Below are 22247 nucleotides of genomic sequence, written 5' to 3'. Positions count from 1 at the left end.
TTCGCCATTAGCCGATCGGCCGAATTCGAGAGAGGGAAGAAACCGTTATAATTCAAAGCTATTCTCTCTTCAGGTTCGTGTCGTTCGCACGCGAAATCCCAATGCTTTATCCCACAGAATTTGATGTGATCGTCGTCGGCGGCGGTCACGCGGGCACTGAGGCCGGGCTTGCCTCGGCGCGGATGGGCTGCAAAACGCTACTTTTGACCCACAACATCGAGACGTTGGGGCAGATGAGCTGCAATCCGTCGATCGGCGGAATCGGCAAAGGCCATCTCGTCAAAGAAGTCGATGCGCTCGGCGGGGCGATGGCTGCCGCTACCGACGAATCCGGTATCCAGTTCCGCATTCTGAACTCCTCGAAAGGACCGGCCGTGCGGGCGACGCGCGCGCAGGCAGATCGGCTGCTTTACAAGCAGGCCATCCGTCATCGTCTGGAGAATCAGTCGAATTTGTGGCTTTTCCAGCAGGCCGTCGATGATTTGATGGTCGAGGGCGATCGCGTCGTCGGCGCTGTCACGCAGGTCGGTCTACGCTTTCGGGCGCGCGCTGTTGTCCTTACGGCGGGTACCTTCCTGGACGGCAAAATTCACGTCGGGCTGAATAACTACGTCGGCGGACGCGCGGGCGATCCGGCCGCGGTGTCGCTTTCTGCGCGACTGAAGGAACTGAAGCTTCCTCAAGGCCGGCTCAAGACAGGCACGCCACCGCGGATCGATGGCCGCACCATCGATTTCTCGAAGCTTGAAGAACAGCCGGGCGACCTTGATCCGATCCCGGTGTTCTCATTTCTCGGGCGAGTAGAGCAGCATCCGCGTCAGTTGCCGTGCTGGGTCACGCATACGAACGCGCAGACGCACGACATCATCCGTTCGGGCCTGGATCGCTCGCCCATGTACACGGGTGTGATCGAGGGGGTGGGGCCGCGCTATTGCCCGTCGATCGAGGACAAGATTCATCGTTTTGCGTCGAAGGACGCGCATCAGATCTTCCTTGAGCCGGAAGGCCTGACAACGAACGAGTTCTATCCGAACGGCATCTCGACGAGTCTCCCGTTCGATGTCCAGCTCGAACTTGTCCGTTCGATGCAGGGTCTCGAGCACGCTCATATCCTTCGTCCTGGCTATGCGATCGAGTACGACTACTTCGATCCACGCGCGCTCAAGGCGTCGCTTGAAACGAAAGCGATCAACGGTCTGTTCTTTGCCGGTCAGATCAACGGGACGACAGGTTACGAAGAAGCAGCAGCCCAGGGCCTTCTCGCGGGTATCAACGCTGGTTTGCAGGTTCAAGGTAAGGGCGCGTGGTCGCCGCGTCGCGATCAGGCTTATCTGGGTGTGCTCGTCGACGATCTGGTGACGCGTGGCGTGTCCGAGCCGTATCGGATGTTTACGAGCCGCGCCGAGTATCGTCTTTCGCTGCGTGAAGACAACGCCGATATGCGTCTGACTGAGATCGGGCGTGAGTTGGGCATCGTTGGTGACGTGCGTTGGGACGCGTTCAGCCGCAAGCGTGACGCTGTTTCACGTGAAACACAGCGTCTCCGCTCGACTTGGGTGAATCCCAAGACGCTGTCCGCCGAGGAGGCGACGGCGTTGCTCGGCAAGCCCATCGACCACGAATATAGCCTGGCAGATCTCCTGCGGCGCCCCGGCGTTTCGTACGATGGAATCTGCGCGTTGCGTGAGGGTGCGTGCGGTCCCGACGCGCCGCTCGCAGAAGATCGAGTGCTGTTGGAACAGATCACGGAACAGATAGAGATCGGCGTGAAGTATCAAGGCTATATCGACCGACAAGCGGACGAAATCGTGCGAAATGGCGCGCAGGAAAACACGCGCTTGCCCGAGAGCCTTGACTATAACGACGTTCGCGGCTTGTCCTTCGAGGCACGTCAGAAGCTGATCCAACATCGCCCTGAAACGATTGGGCAAGCGTCGCGTATTTCGGGAATTACGCCAGCCGCGATCTCGCTGCTGATGGTTCATCTGAAGCGCGGCGCGGGTCGCCGTGGGCGCAATTCGGCCAGCGATGATTCGGCAACAGGTAACACCACCACGGCGGTTCAATGACGGAGCGCAATCAATCCCTGACGACGACGCTCGATAAGGGCGTCGCCGAACTCGGGCTTGCGCTGACGGTCTCGCAGACGCAAAAGCTGCTCGATTATGTTGCGCTGCTTGGGAAGTGGAACGGCGTCTACAACCTGACGGCGATACGCGATCCTCGGCAGATGGTCATTCAGCACATTCTGGATTCGCTCGCGATCGTGCCGGCAGTATCGGCGCGAAAGCCGAAGACTGCGCTGGATGTGGGCTCAGGAGGCGGGTTGCCTGGCATCGTCTTGGCCATCGCTCTGCCGGAATTGAGTGTCACGTTGAACGATATCGTTCATAAGAAAACGGCTTTCCAGTCGCAGGCGAAAGTGCAACTAGGTCTGGGCAATCTGGCAGTTGTGACCGGTCGCGTCGAAAATTTGCGTCCGGGCATCGAGGTGCCAGAAAAATTCGATGTAATCGTGTCGCGCGCATTCGCAGAGCTCTCCGATTTCGTTACACTTTCGCGTCATCTGGTTTCGAACGACGGACGGATTCTGGCGATGAAGGGCGTAAAGCCCAACGCCGAAGCCGCACGCCTGCCGGAGGGCGCGACGGTGCTTGGCATCGAGCGTCTGATGGTGCCGATGCTCGACGCCGAGCGGCATCTCGTCGAGATTGCCGTTGCGCCAGATTGACGGTCCGCCGCACGGTTTCCATCCGGCATTCCAGGCACGCTGATCTTCTGACAGCGAGATAACGAGGACACTAAACGATGGCAAAAATCTTCTGCGTCGCAAATCAGAAGGGCGGCGTTGGAAAGACCACGACAGCGGTCAATCTCGCGGCGAGCCTCGCGGGGCTAGGTCAACGCGTCCTGCTGATCGACCTGGACCCGCAGGGCAATGCGACGATGGGCAGCGGCATCGACAAGTCGGCGTGCGAGAACACCGTCTACGAAGTGCTCGTCGATGGCGTCACGCTGCGCGAGGCACGTGTGCGTCCATCGGCAGTCGAATACGATGTGCTCCCGGCAAATCGCGAACTCGCGGGCGCCGAGGTCGAGCTCGTGGAGATGGAAAATCGCGAGCGCATTCTCCGCGCCGCAGTCGCCGAGGTAGTCGATGACTATGACTTCGTCCTGATCGATTGTCCGCCAGCACTCTCGCTGCTGACGCTCAACGCGTTGTGCGCGGCGCATGGCGTAGTCATCCCGATGCAGTGCGAATACTTCGCGCTCGAAGGCCTTTCGGATCTCGTGAACACCATCAAGCAAGTCCACGCGAATCTGAATCGCGATCTCAAGGTCATCGGCCTGTTGCGAGTGATGTTCGACCCGCGAATCACCTTGCAGCAACAAGTGTCGGATCAACTGAAGGAACACTTCGGCAGCAAGCTGTTCGACGTCGTTATTCCCCGCAACGTGCGCCTTGCCGAGGCGCCGAGCTACGGGCTGCCCGGCGTCGTGTTCGACAAGTCGTCGCGCGGTGCGCAGGCTTACATCCAATTCGGCACTGAGATGATGGAGCGTGTGCGCGCGCTCGAGGTCAGCTAAGCCAACCCATTCGATGCGGCAGAGAACGCCGACGGAGGAACCGAAATGAGCGCTGTAATGAAGAAGAAGGGTCTGGGCCGTGGCCTGGATGCATTGCTCGGCGGCAGCGTCGATATTACGGAAGCCGTGCGCGGCGAGGGCCTGCCTTCGGTGCTGTCGCTCGATAAATTGCAGGCCGGTAAGTACCAACCCCGCACTCGCATGGACGAAGGCGCGCTTCAGGAGCTCGCCGCGAGCATCCGCGCGCAGGGTCTGATGCAGCCGATCCTCGTGCGCTCAGTCGGCGACGACCACTACGAGATTATCGCGGGCGAGCGACGTTTCCGCGCCGCTCGCCTCGCCGGACTTGATGAAGTGCCGGTGCTCGTAAAAAACGTGCCAGATCAGGCCGCCGCCGCGATGGCGCTGATCGAAAATATCCAGCGCGAGGATTTGAATCCGCTGGAAGAGGCGCAGGGCATCCAGCGTCTGCTCGACGAATTCAGCTTCACCCATGAGCAGGCGGCCGAGTCGGTCGGACGCTCGCGCAGCGCCGTATCGAACCTGCTGCGTCTTTTGAACCTTGCTACGCCCGTGCAAACGATGCTGCTCGCCGGCGATCTCGACATGGGCCACGCGCGCGCGCTGCTGGCCGTCGATGCGGCGACGCAGATCCAGCTCGCCAACCATGTCGTGAATCGCCGTTTGTCGGTGCGTGAAACCGAACGGCTCGTCGCCGCGACGACCAAGGAAGCGCCCGCGACCAAGGCGCGTGTCGCGAACGACGGCGGCCGCGATACGCGCCGCCTGGAAGAAGAACTGTCGGATTTGCTCGCGGCGAATGTCAAGATCAAGCTCGGCGGAAGAGGGCGCGGCAAGGTGATGATCGATTTTGGCAATCTCGACGCGCTCGAAGGCATCCTTACGAAGCTGCGCGGCAGCATCGAAACGCCGACGCCCGCAGCCTGACCCGCGCATCACTTGTCCGAATACAACATCAATCGCGCGCGGACCGAGCGTTTTGCGCGACTGTGGCGAGCCGTCTCCAAAGAGCCGGTCCTCGCGATTCTCGTCGTCGCGCTCATCGTGCTGCAGATCGCGCATCCGCGGCCGTGGATGTCGCTGCCGGGTCTCGTCGACTGGCAAACGGTGCTTACGCTCGCCGGATTGCTGATCCTGACCAAGGCGATCGAATTATCAGGATTCCTGATGTGGGCCGCGCATCGGCTCGTGCATCACATCCACGGCGAGCGCACGCTCGCGCTCCTTCTTGTCGCGCTGGCAGCGGGCCTGTCGACGGTGCTCACCAACGATGTCGCGCTCTTCGCCGTCGTGCCGCTGGCGCTGTCGTTGCACAAGCTTGCGCCGCTGCCGATCAAGCGGCTCGTCATCGTGATCGCGCTCGCGGTGAACGCGGGTTCGGTTCTGACGCCGCTCGGCAATCCGCAGAACCTCTTTCTATGGCAGACGAGCGGCGTCGGGTTTCCCGCCTTCGTATGGGCCCTGCTGCCGCTGTGCGCCGCATTGATGGCGCTCCTCGGGCTCGTGACGTTCGCCATGTTTCGCGCCGCGCCTCTCGACCTTTCGGGCGATGTCGAAGAACATCGCGTCGATCGCGTGTTGTGTGGTGTGAGCGCCCTTGCATTCGCAATATTCGTCGCGCTCGCCGATGCGCATCACGCCGGCCCCGCGCTCGCGGCGCTGGCGCTCGTGTTCCTGCTGTGGCGTCGCGAAGTCGTGTTCAAGATCGACTGGCTGCTGCTGCTCGTCTTCGTGATGATGTTCATCGTGTTGCGCAGCGCCGCCGCGTTGCCGTCGATCCACTCGGCGATCGCGCATCTCGGCATCGGCACGCCGGTGCGCGCGTATGTGGCCGGCGCGGTGCTTTCGCAAGGGATCAGCAACGTGCCGGCGGCGATCGTCCTCGCGGAGTTCTCCAAAGATTGGCGCGCGCTCGCGTTCGGCGTGAGCGTCGGCGGTTTCGGCCTGGCGATCGGTTCGCTGGCCAACCTCATCGCGGTGCGGCTGTCGGGTGAAAGGGGCATGTGGATCCCGTTCCACATCGTGTCGATCCCGTTCTGGATCGTGGCGATGATTATCGGTTGGGCGCTCGTCTGACGTCCCGCGAAGCCTCTGCCATCAGTTGAGAATCTCCTTGCAATTGCAAGAAAAGTCTCGCTTTCGAGATCATTTTTTAAGGTTCGTCTGCTTGGCTTTTGACACACCTAAACTATTGAATCCGTGACAACAATCGCTTACAATCGCCCGGATTTATCAGCTACGCCACCTCGAAAGCGCCGCGAAAGCGCAAGGTGATTTCCCCGGACTTTTGGTTGAAGGTTTGAAGACGGTGCGAGAGGAAAATCGAGCGCCGGACGCTCACGCAACCGGTAACGCGAAGGCCTCCGGAAATCAGCCGCGCAGTTCGTCGAGCGAGTCGTGGGACGCCGAGGCGCAAGATAACAATATCGTTCCGCTCACGCGGGATCAGGCAGAGAAGCTGTTTGGCCCCGATGTGAGTCGTCCATCGCGTGTCACGCCGTATCGGGTGGTGGCAGCGCAAATGGTTTTGTCCCTGGGTGCGACGCTCTTGTGGTGGCTGTTCTACAAGCCGCCGGGCGATGCTGCGCTGTCCGCGTTCCTGGGTGGCGCAATCTGCTGGGCGCCGAGCGCTTTGTTCGCCGCGCGCCTGAGGGCGAAGAGCGGCGCGGAGACGATCATGAGCTGGATGATCGGCGAGGCGCTCAAGATGGGAGCGACGATTGCTATGTTCGTGGCGGTCGCGTACTGGTACAAGAGCGCGTTGTGGCTGCCGCTGCTCGTTACGTACATCGTCGCCCTGAAGACTTACTGGGTTGCAATGGCGCTGCGGTGACAATTCTTGACGCCCCAGGTAAGTGCCTGCGGCACGGGTTGTAAGTAGCATCACGAATGAACAGGTGCGGATCATGTTCCGCACGCGGGCCGCGCGGTCCGGAGCTGCAGCGCGAAGCGCCGGCTCGGACGCGCAGGCGGCGAAAGATTTTTGACAATTTGGGTGGCTTTAACGATATGGCAGCTAGCGAAGGAACGCACGCTCTGGATCCGTCCGAGTACATTGCGCACCACTTGCAGAATCTTTCCACGCACGCGCAGACGTCGATCTTCGATATCCACGTCTGGAATCTCGACACGCTGTTCTGGTCGATCGTGTGTGGCGTCCTCACCATTTTCATTCTCGGTCTTGCCGCACGCAAGGCGACGTCCGGCGTCCCCGGCCGTTTTCAGTGCGCAATCGAAATGCTGGTCGAGATGGTCGAAGACCAGTCGAAGTCGATGATCCACGGCAGCCGCCGCTTCATCGCTCCGCTCGCACTGACCGTGTTCGTCTGGGTCGCCCTGATGAACTCGCTCGACTTCATCCCTGTGGATCTTCCTGGCCGCATCATCGGCTGGCTCGGTCTCGAAAACGTGCTTCCGCATCATCGCATCGTGCCGACGGCCGACCTGAACGGCACCATCGGCATCGCGCTCGGCGTGTTCGTGCTGATGATCTACTACAACTTCAAGATCAAGGGCGCCGGCGGCTTCGTGCATGAACTGCTGTCCGCTCCGTTCGGCGCGCATCCGCTCCTGTGGATTCCGAACCTCGCGCTGAACATCATCGAGTTCGTCGCCAAGACGGTTTCGCTCGGCATGCGGCTTTTCGGCAACATGTACGCCGGCGAACTGCTGTTCCTCCTCATCGCCCTTCTGGGCAGCATGTGGACGTTCGGTGCGGACACATCGGTGCTCGGTTTCATCGGCCATATCATCGCGGGCACGGTTTGGGCGATCTTCCACATTCTGATCGTGCTGCTGCAGGCGTTCATTTTCATGATGCTGACGCTGGTGTACCTCGGCCAGGCGCATGACTCGCACTAACGCCTCGCGGCAGTTCCGGAATCGTTCGAGTTCCAAGTTTTCGTTTTTATAAATCCAGTTCCAAAGTCTTTAATCAAAGGAGTGATCATGCAAGCTTTCATCGCCAACATCCAAGGTCTGACCGCCATCGGTATCGGCATCATCATCGGCCTGGGTGCAATCGGCGCCTGTATCGGTATCGGTCTGATGGGCGGCAAGTACATTGAAGCATGCGCCCGCCAGCCGGAACTGATGAACCCGCTGCAGACCAAGATGTTCCTGCTGGCTGGTCTGATCGATGCGGCGTTCCTGATCGGCGTTGGTGTGGCAATGCTGTTTGCGTTCGCGAACCCGCTGCTCTCGAAGCTCGCAGGCTGAGGTTCCTCGGAAGTTTGCGCCTGATCTTTTGAACAGGACGCTGAACGGAACGGGTGAGGCGCTGATCGAGCTCAACAAGCCGATGAGCGCCTTTTAACCGTTTCACCTCCGACCAAGCAACGTTTAAGGAAACACCGTGAATCTCAACGCAACCCTGTTTGCGCAAATGGTCGTGTTTCTGATCCTCGCGTGGTTCACGATGAAGTTCGTGTGGCCGCCGTTGATCAACGCCCTCGACGAGCGCTCGAAAAAGATAGCCGACGGCCTCGCCGCCGCCGACAAGGGCAAAGCGGAACTCGAAGCAGCGCACAAGCGCGTCGACCAGGAGCTCGCCCAAGCACGCAACGACGGCCAGCAACGTATCGCCGACGCTGAAAAGCGCGCTGCCGCCGTCGCAGAAGAAATCAAGGCTAACGCGCAAGCCGAAGCCGCGCGCATCGTCGCGCAGGCCAAGGCCGACGCCGACCAGCAAGTCGTGAAGGCTCGCGAATCGCTGCGTGCCGAAGTCGCGGCGCTAGCTGTCAAAGGCGCCGAGCAGATTCTGAAGCGCGAAGTCGATCAGAAGGCTCATGCCGATCTGCTGAATCAACTCAAAACCGAGCTCTGATCATGGCCGAACTTGCAACCATCGCTCGTCCTTACGCAGAAGCGCTGTTCCGCGTGGCCGAAACCGGCGATCTCGCGGGTTGGTCCACCTTCGTCGAGGAGCTGGCACAGGTTGCGCGTCTGCCCGAAGTGGAATCGGTCGCTTCGAGCCCGAAGGTGAACCGTCAGCAAATCGTCGATCTCCTGCTCGCCGCAGTGAAGTCGCCGCTCGCGCAGACGGGTTTGCCCGGACATGCGCAGGCGAAGAACTTCGTCGGCATGCTGGTCGAGAACCATCGCCTGCCGCTGCTGCCGGAGATCGCCGTTCAGTTCGACGAGCTGAAGAACGCCCGTGAAGGTGCTGCCGACGCTCACATCGTGAGCGCGTTTCCCCTCGAAGGCGAACAGTTGAACGACCTCGTTGCAAGCCTCGAACGCAAGTTCAAGCGCAAGCTGAAACCGATCGTTTCCGTCGATCAGTCGCTGATCGGCGGCGTTCGCGTGACGGTCGGCGACGAAGTGCTCGATACCTCGGTCCGCGCGCGCCTCGCCAGCATGCAGACGGCTCTGACCGCCTGACGCTTCTTGGAAGCGCATAGCTGGCACGCAACAGAATTGACTATCAGGAGCGAATAATGCAACTCAATCCCTCTGAGATCAGCGAGCTGATCAAGAGCCGGATCCAGGGCCTTGAAGCGAGCGCGGACGTTCGCAACCAGGGCACCGTGATCTCCGTGACCGACGGTATCGTGCGTATCCACGGCCTGTCGGACGTGATGCAGGGCGAAATGCTCGAATTCCCGGGCAACACCTTCGGCCTCGCGCTGAACCTCGAGCGTGACTCGGTCGGCGCCGTTATTCTCGGTGAGTACGAGCACATCTCGGAAGGCGACATCGTCAAGACGACGGGCCGCATTCTCGAAGTGCCGGTCGGTCCGGAACTTATCGGCCGCGTGGTCGATGCGCTCGGCAACCCGATCGACGGCAAGGGCCCGATCAACGCGAAGGCAACGGACGCAATCGAAAAGATCGCTCCGGGCGTGATCTGGCGTAAGTCGGTGTCGCAGCCGGTGCAAACGGGGCTGAAGTCGATCGACTCGATGGTGCCGATCGGCCGCGGCCAGCGTGAGCTGATCATCGGCGACCGTCAGTGCGGCAAGACCGCGGTGGCCGTCGACGCGATCATCAACCAGAAGGGCAAGGACCTCATCTGTATCTACGTCGCGATCGGCCAGAAGGCTTCGTCGATCATGAATGTGGTGCGCAAGCTCGAAGAAACCGGCGCGATGGCTTACACCATCGTCGTGGCGGCTTCGGCTTCGGAATCGGCAGCGATGCAATATCTCGCGCCGTACGCCGGCTGCACAATGGGCGAATATTTCCGCGATCGCGGTCAAGATGCGCTGATCGTCTATGACGACTTGACCAAGCAAGCATGGGCGTATCGCCAGATTTCGCTGCTGCTGCGCCGTCCGCCGGGCCGTGAAGCGTATCCGGGTGACGTGTTCTATTTGCATTCGCGTCTGCTCGAGCGCGCGGCTCGCGTCTCGGAAGAGTACGTCGAGAAGTTCACGAACGGCGAAGTGAAGGGCAAGAGCGGCTCGCTGACGGCCCTGCCCGTCATCGAAACGCAAGCCGGCGACGTGACCGCGTTCGTTCCGACGAACGTGATCTCGATTACCGACGGCCAGATCTTCCTTGAAACCGACCTGTTCAACGCCGGCATCCGCCCCGCGATCAACGCGGGTGTATCGGTGTCGCGCGTCGGTGGTGCGGCTCAGACCAAGGTCGTGAAGAAGCTGTCGGGCGGCATCCGTACCGACCTCGCGCAGTATCGTGAACTGGCGGCATTCGCACAGTTCGCATCGGACCTCGACGAAGCCACCCGCAAGCAACTCGAGCGCGGCCGCCGCGTGACGGAACTGCTGAAGCAGCCGCAGTATCAGCCGCTGCAAGTGTGGGAACTGTCGGTTGCGCTGTTCGCGGCCAACAACGGTTACCTCGACGACCTCGAAGTCTCGCAAGTGCTGCCGTTCGAAAAGGGCATGCGCGAATTCCTGAAGACGAGCCACGGCGATCTGATTAAGCGCATCGAAGACAACAAAGACTTGTCGAAGGACGACGAAGGCGCACTGCATGCCGCGCTGAAGGACTTCAAGAAGTCGGGCGCTTATTGATCGGGATAGAGAGGCATCGCGCGGCGTTCAAAGGCGCCGCGCGGCTTCGATCAAGGAGTAAGCAATGGCTGGAATGAAGGAAATTCGCGGCAAGATCAAGAGCGTGCAGAACACGCGCAAGATCACGAAAGCGATGGAAATGGTCGCCGCATCGAAGATGCGCCGCGCTCAGGAGCGCATGCGTTCCGCCCGTCCGTATGCCGACAAGGTCCGTGCAATCGCCTCGCACATGAGCAAGGCGAACCCCGAGTATCGCCACCCGTTCATGGTGGAGAACAAGGGCGTGAATACGGCCGGTCTGATTCTCGTCACGACCGACAAGGGTCTGTGCGGCGGCATGAACACGAACATCCTGCGTGCGTCGCTGGGCAAGATCAAGGAACTCGATCAGAGCGGTGTGAAGATCGAAGCGTCGGCGATCGGCAGCAAGGGCTTGGGCTTCCTGAACCGGCTGAAGGCGCAGGTCGTGTCGCAAGTCACGCAGCTGGGCGACACGCCGCATCTGGAAAAGCTGATCGGCGCGATCAAGGTGCAGCTCGACCTGTATTCGGAAGGCAAGATCAACGCGGTGTACCTGGCGTACACGCGCTTCATCAACACGATGAAGCAGGAAGCCGTGATCGAGCAGTTGCTGCCGTTGTCGGCGGATGACCTCCACGCGAAGGACGAAGAAGGCGCCATGCCGACGACCTCGTGGGACTACATCTACGAGCCGGATGCGCAAACCGTGGTCGACGAGCTTCTGGTCCGCTACGTCGAGGCGCTCGTCTATCAGGCGGTCGCGGAAAACATGGCGTCGGAGCAATCCGCGCGCATGGTCGCGATGAAAGCCGCGTCCGACAACGCGAAGACCGTGATCAACGAACTGCAGCTCGTCTATAACAAGAGCCGCCAGGCCGCGATTACGAAAGAGTTGTCGGAAATCGTCGGCGGCGCCGCAGCGGTCTGATTTTGCTGACCGCGTGAAAGAACACAGTATCTAAAGGAAATGCGATGAGTACTACTGCTTTGGTAGAAGGCAAGATCGTACAGTGCATCGGCGCCGTTATCGACGTGGAATTTCCGCGTGCGCAAATGCCGAAGATTTACGACGCGCTCATTCTGGAAGGCACCGAACTGACGCTCGAAGTCCAGCAGCAGCTGGGCGACGGCGTGGTGCGCACCATCTGTCTGGGTGCATCCGACGGCCTGCGCCGCGGCACGATGGTCAAGAACACCGGCAAGCCTATCAGCGTGCCGGTCGGCAAGCCCACTCTGGGCCGCATCATGGACGTGCTCGGCCGTCCGATCGACGAAGCCGGCCCGATCGACTCGTCGACGCTGCGCTCGATTCACCAGCACGCGCCCTCGTTCGAAGACCTGTCGCCGTCGACGGAACTGCTCGAAACCGGCATCAAGGTTATCGACCTGATCTGCCCGTTCGCGAAGGGCGGCAAGGTCGGTCTGTTCGGCGGCGCTGGCGTCGGCAAGACCGTGAACATGATGGAACTCATCAACAACATCGCGAAGGAGCACGGCGGTTACTCCGTGTTCGCGGGCGTGGGTGAGCGTACCCGTGAAGGGAACGACTTCTATCACGAAATGAAGGACTCGAACGTTCTCGACAAGGTCGCGCTGGTGTACGGCCAGATGAACGAGCCGCCGGGCAACCGTCTGCGCGTTGCGCTGACCGGTCTGACGATGGCCGAGCACTTCCGTGACGAAGGCCTCGACGTGCTGTTCTTCGTCGACAACATCTATCGTTTCACGCTGGCGGGTACGGAAGTGTCCGCTCTGCTCGGCCGTATGCCTTCGGCAGTGGGCTATCAGCCGACGCTGGCTGAAGAAATGGGCAAGCTGCAAGAGCGCATCACGTCGACCAAGACCGGCTCGATCACGTCGGTTCAGGCCGTGTACGTCCCTGCGGATGACTTGACCGACCCGTCGCCGGCTACGACCTTCGGCCACCTGGACGCAACCGTCGTGTTGTCGCGTGACATCGCTTCGCTCGGTATTTATCCGGCAGTGGACCCGCTCGATTCGACCTCGCGTCAGATCGACCCGCACGTGATCGGCGAAGAGCATTACTCGATCACGCGCGGCGTGCAGCAGACGCTGCAGCGCTACAAGGAACTGCGCGACATCATCGCGATTCTGGGCATGGACGAACTGTCGCCGGAAGACAAGCTGTCGGTCTCGCGCGCGCGCAAGATCCAGCGTTTCCTGTCGCAGCCGTTTCACGTCGCTGAAGTGTTCACGGGCTCGCCGGGCAAGTACGTGCCGCTGAAGGAAACGATCCGCGGCTTCAAGATGATCGTCGAAGGTGAGTGCGATCATCTGCCGGAGCAGGCGTTCTACATGGTCGGCACGATCGACGAAGCCTTCGAGAAGGCCAAGAAGATCCAGTAAGGGTCGGGTGTTTTTCAGGCGGACGTCTGCGCACTGCGCCGACGTCCACGAAATACACTGACCGACAGGAGTCGACACATATGGCAACCATCAAGGTAGACGTCGTCAGCGCGGAAGAGCAGATCTTCTCGGGCCAGGCGAAGTTCGTCGCGCTGCCGGGCGAAGCGGGTGAGCTGGGCATTCTGCCCGGCCACACGCCGCTCATCACGCGCATTCGTCCGGGCGCGGTGCGCATCGAGGCGGAAGACGGATCGGAAGAGTTCGTGTTCGTTGCTGGCGGGATTCTCGAAATCCAGCCGGGCATCGTGACCGTTCTTGCTGATACCGCCATCCGCGGCGCCGATCTCGACGAAGCGAAAGCCGAGCAAGCGAAGAAGCGTGCCGAGGAAGCGATTCAAAACAACACCTCGGAGCTTGAGTACGCTACCGCGCAAGCGGAACTCGCCTACGCGACGGCTCAACTCGCGGCGATCCAGCGTCTGCGCAAGGCGCACGCGAAGCATTGAGTGCGCAGCGCCCTACGCGGCGTTCAGCAGTTTAGGAAAAGCAGCCTTCGGGCTGCTTTTTTTATGCTCCAAATCGGCAAACCGCGCGCGCATATCTGCATATCGGTTATGTGCTGCGGCGGCCTCGTTCGCCTAAGCCGTTGATTCGGCGCGCCTTTCAAGCCGAGGCAGAAAACGGCATTGCGGGGAAACACTCAATGCCCGTATGCGACTCCGCGATGCACAATGGCCTCCATTTAAGCCTTCATCGGGCGGCGATTCACATTGGCGGAGACCATCGATGGCAACTGAACCGACGCAGTCCGGCGCGCAGATCGAACCGCGCGACGGCGTTTCCTATGTTCGCGGCGCGAGCGACATTCCCCTGAGCGGTGCAACCGTCGCGCGGTTTCTTCTCGAAACAGCTGGCCGCTTTCCGGAGCGACCCGCAGTCGTATTCCGCGAGCAGAACGTCCGCTGGACATGGCGCGAATTCGTGAACGAAGTCGACGTGCTCGCGAGCGGCCTGCTCGCGCTCGGCATTCAGGCGGGTGATCGCGTCGGCATATGGTCGCCGAACCGCGTCGAATGGCTGCTGACACAATTCGCCACCGCGCGCATGGGCGCGGTGATGGTGAACATCAATCCGGCGTACCGACTGGCCGAGTTGGAGTACGCGCTCAACAAGGTCGGTTGCAAGGCGATCATCGCGGCGGAGCAGTTCAAGACGTCGAAGTACCTGGAGATGTTGCAGTCGCTCGCGCCGGAACTGGCCGACGCCGCACCCAACGCGCTCAACGCCGCGAAGCTTCCGGAACTGCGCGCCGTCATCCGCATGGGCGACGGCAAGACGCCCGGCATGCTCAATTTCGACGAAGTGATGCGCACCGGCCGCGCGCAAACGGACAAGACGAAGCTCGACGCCATAGAAGCGAAGCTCGTCCCGGACGATCCCATCAACATCCAGTTCACGAGCGGCACGACCGGAAATCCGAAGGGCGCGACGCTCACGCATCGGAACATCGTCAACAACGCGCGTTATATCGCGATGGCGATGCGCCTCACCGAGCAGGACTCGCTCTGCATACCGGTGCCGCTCTATCACTGCTTCGGCATGGTGCTGGCGGTGCTCGCGTGCGTGTCGACCGGTTGCACGATGGTGTTCCCCGGCGAAGCGTTCGATCCGGGCGCGACGCTGGCCGCCGTGCACGAGGAGCGCTGCACCGCGCTGCATGGTGTGCCGACCATGTTCATCGCGGAACTCGATCATCCCGACTTCGCGAAGTACGATCTGAGCCGCCTGCGTACGGGCATCATGGCCGGTTCGCCGTGTCCCATCGAAACGATGAAGCGCGTCGTGTCGAAGATGCATCTGGCTGAGATTACGATCGCCTATGGGATGACGGAGACGAGCCCGGTGTCATTCCAGAGCTCGACCACCGATCCGCTCGACAAGCGCACGACGACCGTCGGGCGCATCCAGCCGCATCTCGAGGTCAAGATCGTCGATCCGTTGGGGAATATCGTGCCCGTCGGTGAGACAGGCGAACTCTGCACGCGCGGTTACTCGGTGATGAAGGGCTATTGGGGCGATGAAACCAAGACACGCGAGGCGATCATCGACGGATGGATGCACACCGGCGACCTCGCGACGCTCGACGCCGAAGGCTACTGCAATATCGTCGGACGGCTGAAGGACATGCTGATTCGCGGCGGCGAGAACATCTATCCGCGCGAAATCGAGGAATTCCTGTTCCGGCATCCGAAAGTGCAGTCGGTGCAGGTGTTCGGCGTGCCGGACCAGAAATACGGCGAGGAGGTCTGCGCCTGGATCGTCGTGCGGCCGGGCGAGCAGGCGAGCGAGGAGGAAATCCGCGAGTTTTGCCAGGGGCAGATAGCGCACTACAAGATTCCGCGTTACATCCGCTTCGTCGACGAACTGCCGATGACGGTCACTGGCAAGGCGCAGAAGTTCGTGATGCGCGCGCGCATGATTGATGAACTGAAGCTCGCCGAAGCGAAGACTGCCTGATATTAGGGCGCTGCAGCCACGAAAAGACAAAGGGAGCGCTGCTGCGCTCCCTTTGTCATTGGATGAAACGTCGCTGCTCCAAGTCGACGGAAACCGCAAACGTTTGTCCAGACGAAAAAAAAGCGGGCCTGGAGCCCGCTAAAAACCACACGCTACGGGGTTAGCGCGAGGAGACCAAACGTGGGATGTTTCGAATGTTTCCATCCGAAGAACGATCCCAACACGGATGCCCCCAACGAGAGAGCTTCGACTAAATCCGCCACCCGACGCGCGGCCTTTGCACAGCGCGCCCGAATACATCCGTGTTGAAACCGTTTCAACAGATTGTGGGCGAATTGATTCCGGGTCGCCGTAACAAAGTGTTTCAGGTTGTAACCCCCGTCCCGTAAGGCTCAGAGGAAATTATCTCCGGAGAAATGGGCAAATTCCGAGAATATATTGTCTGCTAGTCAGATGATTTATCCGATCGGATTGACGCGATCCGTAAATGCCGCTTTTTCGGAGTAGTGCCATTATTCGAAATGTGCGAAAAAGTGAACGGGCGGGCGCATGAAATCGAAATGCAGGCCTCTTTCCTGTCAAAAATTTCACCCACGAAAAGCTATGGAGACACGCATGACCATCGATGCAGGCTTGCTTCGCTACCACCGCGCCATCGCGGAAGGTTATCCGCCCATGAGTCCGAACGCGGATGCGCGAACGGTGCGAGCGCGTTTCGGCGATATCGCCAAAGCATACTCGCAGGCGCGCAGTGACGCCGTGGCCGCGGAAAACGTCGAAATCCCGCTCGAAGGCCGCACGCTCGCCGCGCGCGTCTACAAGCCCAAAGCGGCGCCTGGCCCGCTGCCGCTCATCGTCTATTTTCACGGCGGCGGCTGGGTGGTCGGCGATCTCGACACGCACGATGGTCTCGTCGAACGGCTTGCGCAGGATTCGCAATGCGCGGTGGCGAGCGTAGATTACCGGCTCGCGCCAGAGCATCCGTTTCCGGCGCCGTGCGATGACGCCATCGATGCGCTGATCTGGTTCGCGGAACATCGCTCACGGCTCGGCTTCGCGACGGACCGGTTGGCGGTCGGCGGCGACAGCGCGGGCGCGCATCTGGCGGTCGTTGCGGCGCGTGAAGCGAATCAACGCGTGGCTGGCCTCGTCAGCGCGCAATTGCTGCTCTATCCGGTGATGCGCCGGCAGTTCGACAGCCCGAGTTGTATCGCCAACGCGAACGGCCCGGGCCTCACGAGCGACGAACTGAAATGGTACTGGGCTCAGTTTCTGTCGGGCGAGACGCCGCGCGATCACGACGTGCGCGCGTTTCCGCTCTCCGAGCCGTTCGAGCGCACGCCGGCGCCCGCGATCATCGTCGCGGCGGCCTACGATCCGCTCTACGACGACGCCTTCGAACTCGAGCGCTTTCTGGGGGCCAACGGCGGCCGCGTCGAAATGATCGACGCCCGCGACATGGCGCATGGATTCGCGCGCGTGCATTCGCAATCCGATGCTGCGCTCGGCTGGCTCCGCAGGATCGGCGAGCGCACGGGTGAACTCGTGCGCGCCGTGCGCTGACGGAAGAGCGTGGCGCGTTATTTCAGCCACTTGTCGTAGACCGCCTGAAACTCGCCCGACGAACGGGCGAGGTGCAGCCATTGATCGACATATTGCTGGAACGGCACGTCGCCGCGCGGCAGCAGATACGCCTTCTCGCCGAACTGGAACGGCTTGTCCGGATGCACCGAGCACAGGCCGGGATTGAGCTTCTGCTGAAGCAAGGTTTCGGAGGCGTCCGTGACCATGACGTCGGCTTTGCCTTCGAGGATCTGCCTGAAGATCGTCACGTTGTCCGGATACTCGATCAGCTGCGAATGAGGAAAGAACTGCTTCGCGAAGCGCTCGTTGGTGCCGCCCGGATTGACGATCGTGCGCACGTTCGGCTGATCGATTTGCGCGACCGTCTGATACTTCTCGACGTCGTCGCAGCGCACGATGGGCGTCTTTCCGTCCTCCATGTACGGCGCGGTGAAGAACGCGCGCCTTTGCCGCTCGAGCGTGGTCGATACGCCGCCCACGGCGATATCGCATTTGGCGACGAAGTCGTTCATCAGGTTCGACCACGACGTTTTCACGTAATCCGCCTTCGCGCCGAGCGACTTTGCCAGGCTTTCCGCGAGATCGATGTCGATGCCTTCGAACTGGCCGTCGGTCCGCAAGAACGAATAGGGTTTGTAATCGCCCGTCGTGCAGACGCGCAGTGTCTTGCGCGCGAGCACGTCGTCGAGCCGCGAGGGCGCGGCGGAAGGCGCCGGCGCGTTGGGCTTCGCGCCCGCGATGGTGCCGGCCTGAATCGTTTGAGAATGAGCGGTGTGGCTCGCGATCGTGAGTGAAAACGCGATTGCGGCGAGACTGACAGACATGCGTTGCATCGATTCTCCTGGTTCTAGTTGTGTAAGCACGTCGATCATAACGATGCAATCTCCCGCCCGAAACCCGGCCAAACGGCATAGGCCGCGCCGCATGCGACATTCCGAATCGGGAGGCTAGGCCGGCTAAAACGCCCGCCCGCTCCGGTAGAATGGATGATTCTTTGCCTTCAGCATCGAGCGACGTGGCACACACTCTTCTGAACGACACCTTCCTGCGCGCGCTGCTGCGCCAGCCGACCGACTACACGCCGATCTGGCTGATGCGCCAGGCAGGACGCTATCTGCCGGAATACAACGCGACGCGCGCCCGCGCGGGCAGTTTTCTCGGCCTCGCGAAGAATCCGGACTATGCGACCGAGGTGACGCTTCAGCCGCTCGAGCGCTTCCCGCTCGACGCCGCGATCCTCTTCTCGGACATCCTCACCGTGCCCGATGCAATGGGCCTCGGGCTGAACTTCGTCCAGGGCGAAGGCCCGCGTTTCGAGCGAACGGTGCGCACTGAAGACGACGTGAAGCGCCTCGCCGTGCCGGACATCGGCGCCACGCTTTCCTATGTCACCGACGCCGTCAGCGAGATTCGCCGCGCGCTCACCGACGCGCAAGGCCGCCAAAAGGTGCCGCTCATCGGCTTTTCCGGCAGTCCGTGGACACTCGCGTGCTACATGGTCGAAGGCGGCGGCTCGGACGATCACCGCACCGTGAAATCGATGGCTTATGCGCGGCCCGACCTGATGCATCGCATTCTCGACGTGAACGCCCAAGCCGTCACTGCGTACCTGAACGCGCAGATCGAAGCGGGCGCGCAGGCCGTGATGATTTTCGACACGTGGGGCGGCGCACTTGCCGATGGCGCGTATCAGCGTTTCTCGCTCGACTACATCGCGAAGGTGGTTGCGGGACTTAAGCGCGAGCACGACGGCGAACGCGTGCCGGTCATCACATTCACGAAGGGCGGCGGCCTGTGGATCGAGGAAATCGCCGCAACGGGCGTCGATGCAGTCGGTCTCGACTGGACCATGAACCTCGGCACGGCGCGGGAGAAGGTCGGCGCGCGCGTGGCGCTGCAAGGCAATATCGATCCGAGCGTGCTGTTCGCGCCCCCTGCGGCCATCCGCACGGAAGCGCGCGCCGTGTTGGAGAGCTTCGGGAATTTTCCGGGCCACGTCTTCAATCTCGGCCACGGTATCTCGCAATTCACGCCGCCGGAGCATGTCGCGGAGCTCGTCGACGAGGTTCATCGTCACAGCCGGGCAATGCGCTCGCGCTGAGCGCACACGAAAGTCGAGTCTAAACGCGGATGCTGCAGTGCGGCACTCGCTCGCCGGAAGCGGTCGTCAGGGGCTGGAGCATTCTTTCCCAATCGCCCGGCGCGAGTGGCGTCACCCGATGTCAAGACTGAACTTATGCACAGTTTGTTCGCTGCGGCGCGCCATCAGACGTATGGACCCGAACAACCCATAACGTCTCTCTATGTGTGCCGCAAGTCAATGATTCAGAACGATTTTCGAGAGCTTCGCCCGAAATGTGGGCTGGCGCACATAGGGGATACGTGACTTTGTTTGCCTCGGCGTCGGACGCACTTCTCAACAAAGTTATCCACAGGCCTGTGGAAAGCATCGGAAATCCAAAAATAATCGGCGGTTTACGGGCGATTCTGATGTTTCACTTTAAGTTTGCCCCGCCAACGCCCGTACCTGTGTCGAACTCCCGTGCGCGGAGCCGTGCGCGATGACCGACGTCTTCGTGCGCGTCGCCGTCGATCAGCCTTTGGCCGTGCTGTTCGACTACCGTTACGCATTGCCGGACGCGCCCGCCATCGGCAAGCTGGTGCAGGTACCGTTCGGGCGCCGCGAGGTCGTCGGGTTGATCTGCGAAATCGCCCATACAAGCGACGTGCCTACCAGCAAACTGCGCAACGTCACCGCGATCTGCAACGGCTGCGCGCCGCTGTCCGGCGCATGGATCGCGCTCGCCAGTTTCGCTGCTGATTACTATCAGCGTGGCCTTGGCGAAGTCGCGTTGCCGGCGCTGCCTCAGGCGTTGCGCGATGCCTCGCGCTGGGATCGGCTCTTCGCCGTCGAGCCGCGCTTCAGGCTGCTGGACGAAGGGCGCGCGCATCTTCCCGATGCGTTGCCCGCGCGCGCAAGCGCCTTGCGCCGTCTTGCCGACGCGCTCGCCGAAGCGCCGTCGCTCGGTCTGTCAGACGCCCGCACGCTGCATCCCAAAGCCAGCGCGACGTTCGACGACTGGCTCGCGCGCGGATGGATCGAAGCCGCCGCGCCGGACATCGCAGCCGCAGAGGTGCACACTCCAACGCCGACCGCCGACGTCGCGCTTCCCGTTCTGACCGGCGAACAGCGCGATGCCGTCGACGCCATCGCGCAGTCGCAAGGCTTCGCGCCGTTCCTGCTTCACGGCGTGACGGGCAGCGGCAAGACCGAGGTTTATCTGCACGCGCTCGCCGCGCTGCTCGCCGGGCGGCCGGACGCCCAGGCGCTCGTCCTCGTTCCCGAAATCAATCTGACGCCCCAGTTCGAAGCCGCGTTTCGAGCGCGCTTCGCGGCGCTCGCGGACGGCTCCATCGTCACGATGCACAGCGGTCTTGCCGAAGGCGAGCGCGCACGGCACTGGCTCGCGGCCCATACGGGCAGCGCGCGCATCGTGCTCGGCACGCGCCTCGCGATCCTCTCGTCGATGCCGAAGCTCGCGATGATCGTCGTCGATGAAGAGCACGATCCCGCGTACAAGCAGCAGGAAGGTTTGCGCTACTCCGCGCGCGATCTGGCGATCTATCGCGCGAAACAGCTCGGCATTCCCGTCGTGCTCGGATCGGCGACGCCGTCGCTCGAAACCTGGTGGCAGGCCGATCAGGGCCGATACACGCGCCTGACGCTCACGCGCCGCGCCGTCGCGGAAGCGGCGCTGCCAACCGTGAAGCTCATCGATCTCGAAGAGGAACGACGGCGCGGCCGCGCGTCCGTCGACGGACTCGCGGGGCCGCTCATCGCCGCGCTGAAGATGCGCGTGGAACGCGGCGAGCAAAGTCTCGTGTTCCTGAATCGGCGCGGCTACGCGCCGATCCTTTCGTGCGACGCCTGCGGCTGGGTCGCGGGCTGTCCGCGCTGCAGCGCCTATGCGGTGCTCCACAAGCCGGAGCGGGCGCTGCGTTGTCATCACTGCGGCTGGGAATCGCGCATTCCGAAGTCGTGCCCGGAGTGCGGCAACATCGATATCGCGCCGATGGGCCGCGGCACGCAGCGTGTCGAGGAAACGCTCGCGAGCGTGGTGCCGGGCGCGCGCGTGCTGCGTATCGACGCCGACAGCACGCGCCGCAAGGGCAGCGCGCAGGCGCTTTTCTCCGACGTCCACGCGGGCGAAGTCGATATTCTGGTCGGCACGCAGATGATCGCGAAAGGCCACGATTTCCGCCGCGTGACGCTCGTCGGCGTGCTCAATGCCGATACCGCGCTGTTCTCGCACGACTTCCGCGCAAGCGAGCGGCTTTTTGCGCAACTCACGCAGGTGAGCGGCCGCGCCGGCCGCGCCGGCTTGCCTGGCGAGGTGATGATCCAGACGCGCTATCCGCGCCACGCGCTCTATCAGGCGTTATCGCGGCAGGACTACGTGGGCTTCGCCACTTCGACGCTCGCCGAGCGGCGCGACGCGTGCCTGCCGCCGTTCGTTTATCAGGCGATGCTTCGCGCCGAAGGCCGCACGCTGGAAGCCGCGCTCGGTTTTCTCGCGGAAGCGGCGGCGGCCTTTGCGCCACTGCCCGGCGCCGATCGCGTCACGGTTTACGACGCGGTGCCGCTCACCATCGTGAAAGTGTTCAATGTCCATCGGGCGCAACTGCTGCTCGAAAGCACGTCGCGCGCGGCGCTTCAGGCGTCGCTGCGCGCATGGCAACCGCTGCTGCGCTCGCTCAAGGGCGTGCTGCGCTGGAACGTGGAAGTCGATCCGCTGGACGTTTGATTCGCGGTCGCCGCGTGGCGCAACGCGGCGCTTCAAACCTTCGTGCGTGAAATATCGCTGTGCGGCAGGCCGGCTTCTTCGGACGCCTCATCCATTCGATGATGGCGCAGCGCAGCGCCTCGCACGAACAAAATCGCGCAAACGGCCAACATCGCCCAAACGCTCACTACCACGATCCAAGTGCTCATGCCCGTTGCTCTCCCGAGACCGCGGCGCTACCGCGGATACAGCGCCATTGACGGCGCGTTGCGTTTATAACGGCGGATGGCGGTCATTTACTTAGGGGCTATCCCAAAAATATTCCGACTAGGGAAAGTACTAGGTCGCAACCGCTCGCCGCAGGCAGCCCGATTACAGCGCAAAC

General features: G+C 61.8%; 20 protein-coding genes. 18 read left to right on the top strand and 2 right to left on the bottom strand.

The annotated features are described in order from the left end of the window. Positions 1 to 101: 101 nt before the first annotated feature. The 16 genes from mnmG to AWB75_RS00200 all read left to right on the top strand — a co-directional run bounded on the left by mnmG (position 102) and on the right by AWB75_RS00200 (position 17057). Positions 102 to 2069 carry a tRNA uridine-5-carboxymethylaminomethyl(34) synthesis enzyme MnmG gene (mnmG, locus tag AWB75_RS00275; protein WP_061122089.1) on the top strand — a complete coding sequence of 656 codons (1968 nt, stop codon included), beginning with the start codon at positions 102 to 104 and terminating at the stop codon, positions 2067 to 2069. Continuing rightward, a complete protein-coding gene (gene rsmG, locus AWB75_RS00270) occupies positions 2066 to 2731 on the top strand; it encodes a 16S rRNA (guanine(527)-N(7))-methyltransferase RsmG (RefSeq protein WP_061122088.1) in 666 nt (221 codons plus the stop codon). Before mnmG ends, rsmG begins: the two co-directional genes overlap by 4 nt. 77 nt (positions 2732 to 2808) lie before the next feature. Continuing rightward, positions 2809 to 3588 carry a ParA family protein gene (locus AWB75_RS00265; RefSeq protein WP_061122087.1) on the top strand — a complete coding sequence of 260 codons (780 nt, stop codon included), beginning with the start codon at positions 2809 to 2811 and terminating at the stop codon, positions 3586 to 3588. A gap of 45 nt (positions 3589 to 3633) precedes the next feature. Then, a complete protein-coding gene (locus AWB75_RS00260) occupies positions 3634 to 4536 on the top strand; it encodes a ParB/RepB/Spo0J family partition protein (RefSeq protein ID WP_061122086.1) in 903 nt (300 codons plus the stop codon). A gap of 12 nt (positions 4537 to 4548) precedes the next feature. Then, positions 4549 to 5685: an SLC13 family permease gene (locus AWB75_RS00255; RefSeq protein WP_061122085.1), complete on the top strand. Its 1137-nt coding sequence runs from the start codon at positions 4549 to 4551 to the stop codon at positions 5683 to 5685. A 211-nt stretch (positions 5686 to 5896) separates the two neighbouring features. Further along, positions 5897 to 6442 carry an ATP synthase subunit I gene (locus AWB75_RS00250; protein WP_087086429.1) on the top strand — a complete coding sequence of 182 codons (546 nt, stop codon included), beginning with the start codon at positions 5897 to 5899 and terminating at the stop codon, positions 6440 to 6442. Positions 6443 to 6618: 176 nt separating this feature from the next. After that, positions 6619 to 7470, top strand: coding sequence for a F0F1 ATP synthase subunit A (gene atpB / locus AWB75_RS00245; protein WP_061122083.1), 852 nt, complete (start codon positions 6619 to 6621; stop codon positions 7468 to 7470). Positions 7471 to 7557: 87 nt separating this feature from the next. Further along, a complete protein-coding gene (gene atpE, locus AWB75_RS00240) occupies positions 7558 to 7827 on the top strand; it encodes a F0F1 ATP synthase subunit C (protein ID WP_007180033.1) in 270 nt (89 codons plus the stop codon). A gap of 136 nt (positions 7828 to 7963) precedes the next feature. After that, positions 7964 to 8434, top strand: coding sequence for a F0F1 ATP synthase subunit B (locus AWB75_RS00235; protein WP_061122082.1), 471 nt, complete (start codon positions 7964 to 7966; stop codon positions 8432 to 8434). Positions 8435 to 8436: 2 nt separating this feature from the next. Next, entirely contained in the window at positions 8437 to 8991 is a 555-nt protein-coding gene (locus AWB75_RS00230) for a F0F1 ATP synthase subunit delta (RefSeq protein WP_061122081.1), read from the top strand. 56 nt (positions 8992 to 9047) lie between these two features. Continuing rightward, on the top strand, positions 9048 to 10589 hold the full coding sequence (atpA, locus tag AWB75_RS00225; RefSeq protein WP_061122080.1) for a F0F1 ATP synthase subunit alpha: 1542 nt from the start codon (positions 9048 to 9050) through the stop codon (positions 10587 to 10589). A 64-nt stretch (positions 10590 to 10653) separates the two neighbouring features. Continuing rightward, positions 10654 to 11538, top strand: coding sequence for a F0F1 ATP synthase subunit gamma (atpG, locus tag AWB75_RS00220; RefSeq protein WP_061122079.1), 885 nt, complete (start codon positions 10654 to 10656; stop codon positions 11536 to 11538). Positions 11539 to 11582: 44 nt separating this feature from the next. Continuing rightward, the gene (gene atpD / locus AWB75_RS00215; protein WP_061122078.1) at positions 11583 to 12977 is read left to right on the top strand and encodes a F0F1 ATP synthase subunit beta; all 1395 of its coding nucleotides are present in this window, start codon (positions 11583 to 11585) and stop codon (positions 12975 to 12977) included. 80 nt (positions 12978 to 13057) lie between these two features. After that, complete coding sequence (locus tag AWB75_RS00210; protein ID WP_029672474.1) at positions 13058 to 13483, top strand: F0F1 ATP synthase subunit epsilon; 426 nt, start codon at positions 13058 to 13060, stop codon at positions 13481 to 13483. Between the two features lie 280 nt (positions 13484 to 13763). After that, complete coding sequence (locus AWB75_RS00205) at positions 13764 to 15494, top strand: AMP-binding protein (RefSeq protein ID WP_061122077.1); 1731 nt, start codon at positions 13764 to 13766, stop codon at positions 15492 to 15494. A gap of 615 nt (positions 15495 to 16109) precedes the next feature. Further along, positions 16110 to 17057 (top strand): alpha/beta hydrolase, encoded by a 948-nt coding sequence (locus AWB75_RS00200; RefSeq protein ID WP_061122416.1) that lies wholly within the window; start codon positions 16110 to 16112, stop codon positions 17055 to 17057. A gap of 17 nt (positions 17058 to 17074) precedes the next feature. On the opposite strand, the gene AWB75_RS00195 is transcribed toward AWB75_RS00200, so the two are convergent. Continuing rightward, positions 17075 to 17911, bottom strand: coding sequence for a transporter substrate-binding domain-containing protein (locus AWB75_RS00195; RefSeq protein ID WP_096031679.1), 837 nt, complete (start codon positions 17909 to 17911; stop codon positions 17075 to 17077). A gap of 182 nt (positions 17912 to 18093) precedes the next feature. On the opposite strand from AWB75_RS00195, the gene hemE reads away from it, so the two are divergent. Together hemE and AWB75_RS00185 are read left to right on the top strand one after the other, a co-directional pair. Continuing rightward, positions 18094 to 19179, top strand: a complete 1086-nt coding sequence (gene hemE / locus AWB75_RS00190) for a uroporphyrinogen decarboxylase (protein ID WP_061122076.1) — start codon at positions 18094 to 18096, stop codon at positions 19177 to 19179. A gap of 460 nt (positions 19180 to 19639) precedes the next feature. Next, positions 19640 to 21883: a primosomal protein N' gene (locus AWB75_RS00185; RefSeq protein WP_061122075.1), complete on the top strand. Its 2244-nt coding sequence runs from the start codon at positions 19640 to 19642 to the stop codon at positions 21881 to 21883. Positions 21884 to 21915: 32 nt separating this feature from the next. Here AWB75_RS00185 and AWB75_RS37980 read toward each other — a convergent pair whose 3' ends face one another. Continuing rightward, entirely contained in the window at positions 21916 to 22071 is a 156-nt protein-coding gene (locus tag AWB75_RS37980; protein WP_200822908.1) for a hypothetical protein, read from the bottom strand. Positions 22072 to 22247 lie beyond the last annotated feature (176 nt).

The organism is Caballeronia catudaia, assembly GCF_001544755.2.
Taxonomy (GTDB): domain Bacteria; phylum Pseudomonadota; class Gammaproteobacteria; order Burkholderiales; family Burkholderiaceae; genus Caballeronia; species Caballeronia catudaia.
This window is presented reverse-complemented; position numbering and strand designations above follow the sequence as displayed.

Excerpts from the sequence above, each read along its gene's own strand:
- AWB75_RS00185 (WP_061122075.1), top strand. The coding sequence starts at position 19,640 with ATGACCGACGTCTTCGTGCGCGTCGCCGTCGATCAGCCTTTGGCCGTG.
- AWB75_RS00230 (WP_061122081.1), top strand. The coding sequence starts at position 8,437 with ATGGCCGAACTTGCAACCATCGCTCGTCCTTACGCAGAAGCGCTGTTC.
- atpD (WP_061122078.1), top strand. The coding sequence starts at position 11,583 with ATGAGTACTACTGCTTTGGTAGAAGGCAAGATCGTACAGTGCATCGGC.
- AWB75_RS00195 (WP_096031679.1), bottom strand. The coding sequence starts at position 17,911 with ATGCAACGCATGTCTGTCAGTCTCGCCGCAATCGCGTTTTCACTCACG.
- AWB75_RS00265 (WP_061122087.1), top strand. The coding sequence starts at position 2,809 with ATGGCAAAAATCTTCTGCGTCGCAAATCAGAAGGGCGGCGTTGGAAAG.
- atpA (WP_061122080.1), top strand. The coding sequence starts at position 9,048 with ATGCAACTCAATCCCTCTGAGATCAGCGAGCTGATCAAGAGCCGGATC.
- AWB75_RS00200 (WP_061122416.1), top strand. The coding sequence starts at position 16,110 with ATGACCATCGATGCAGGCTTGCTTCGCTACCACCGCGCCATCGCGGAA.
- AWB75_RS00260 (WP_061122086.1), top strand. The coding sequence starts at position 3,634 with ATGAGCGCTGTAATGAAGAAGAAGGGTCTGGGCCGTGGCCTGGATGCA.
- rsmG (WP_061122088.1), top strand. The coding sequence starts at position 2,066 with ATGACGGAGCGCAATCAATCCCTGACGACGACGCTCGATAAGGGCGTC.
- atpB (WP_061122083.1), top strand. The coding sequence starts at position 6,619 with ATGGCAGCTAGCGAAGGAACGCACGCTCTGGATCCGTCCGAGTACATT.
- AWB75_RS00205 (WP_061122077.1), top strand. The coding sequence starts at position 13,764 with ATGGCAACTGAACCGACGCAGTCCGGCGCGCAGATCGAACCGCGCGAC.
- AWB75_RS00210 (WP_029672474.1), top strand. The coding sequence starts at position 13,058 with ATGGCAACCATCAAGGTAGACGTCGTCAGCGCGGAAGAGCAGATCTTC.
- mnmG (WP_061122089.1), top strand. The coding sequence starts at position 102 with ATGCTTTATCCCACAGAATTTGATGTGATCGTCGTCGGCGGCGGTCAC.
- atpE (WP_007180033.1), top strand. The coding sequence starts at position 7,558 with ATGCAAGCTTTCATCGCCAACATCCAAGGTCTGACCGCCATCGGTATC.
- atpG (WP_061122079.1), top strand. The coding sequence starts at position 10,654 with ATGGCTGGAATGAAGGAAATTCGCGGCAAGATCAAGAGCGTGCAGAAC.
- AWB75_RS37980 (WP_200822908.1), bottom strand. The coding sequence starts at position 22,071 with ATGAGCACTTGGATCGTGGTAGTGAGCGTTTGGGCGATGTTGGCCGTT.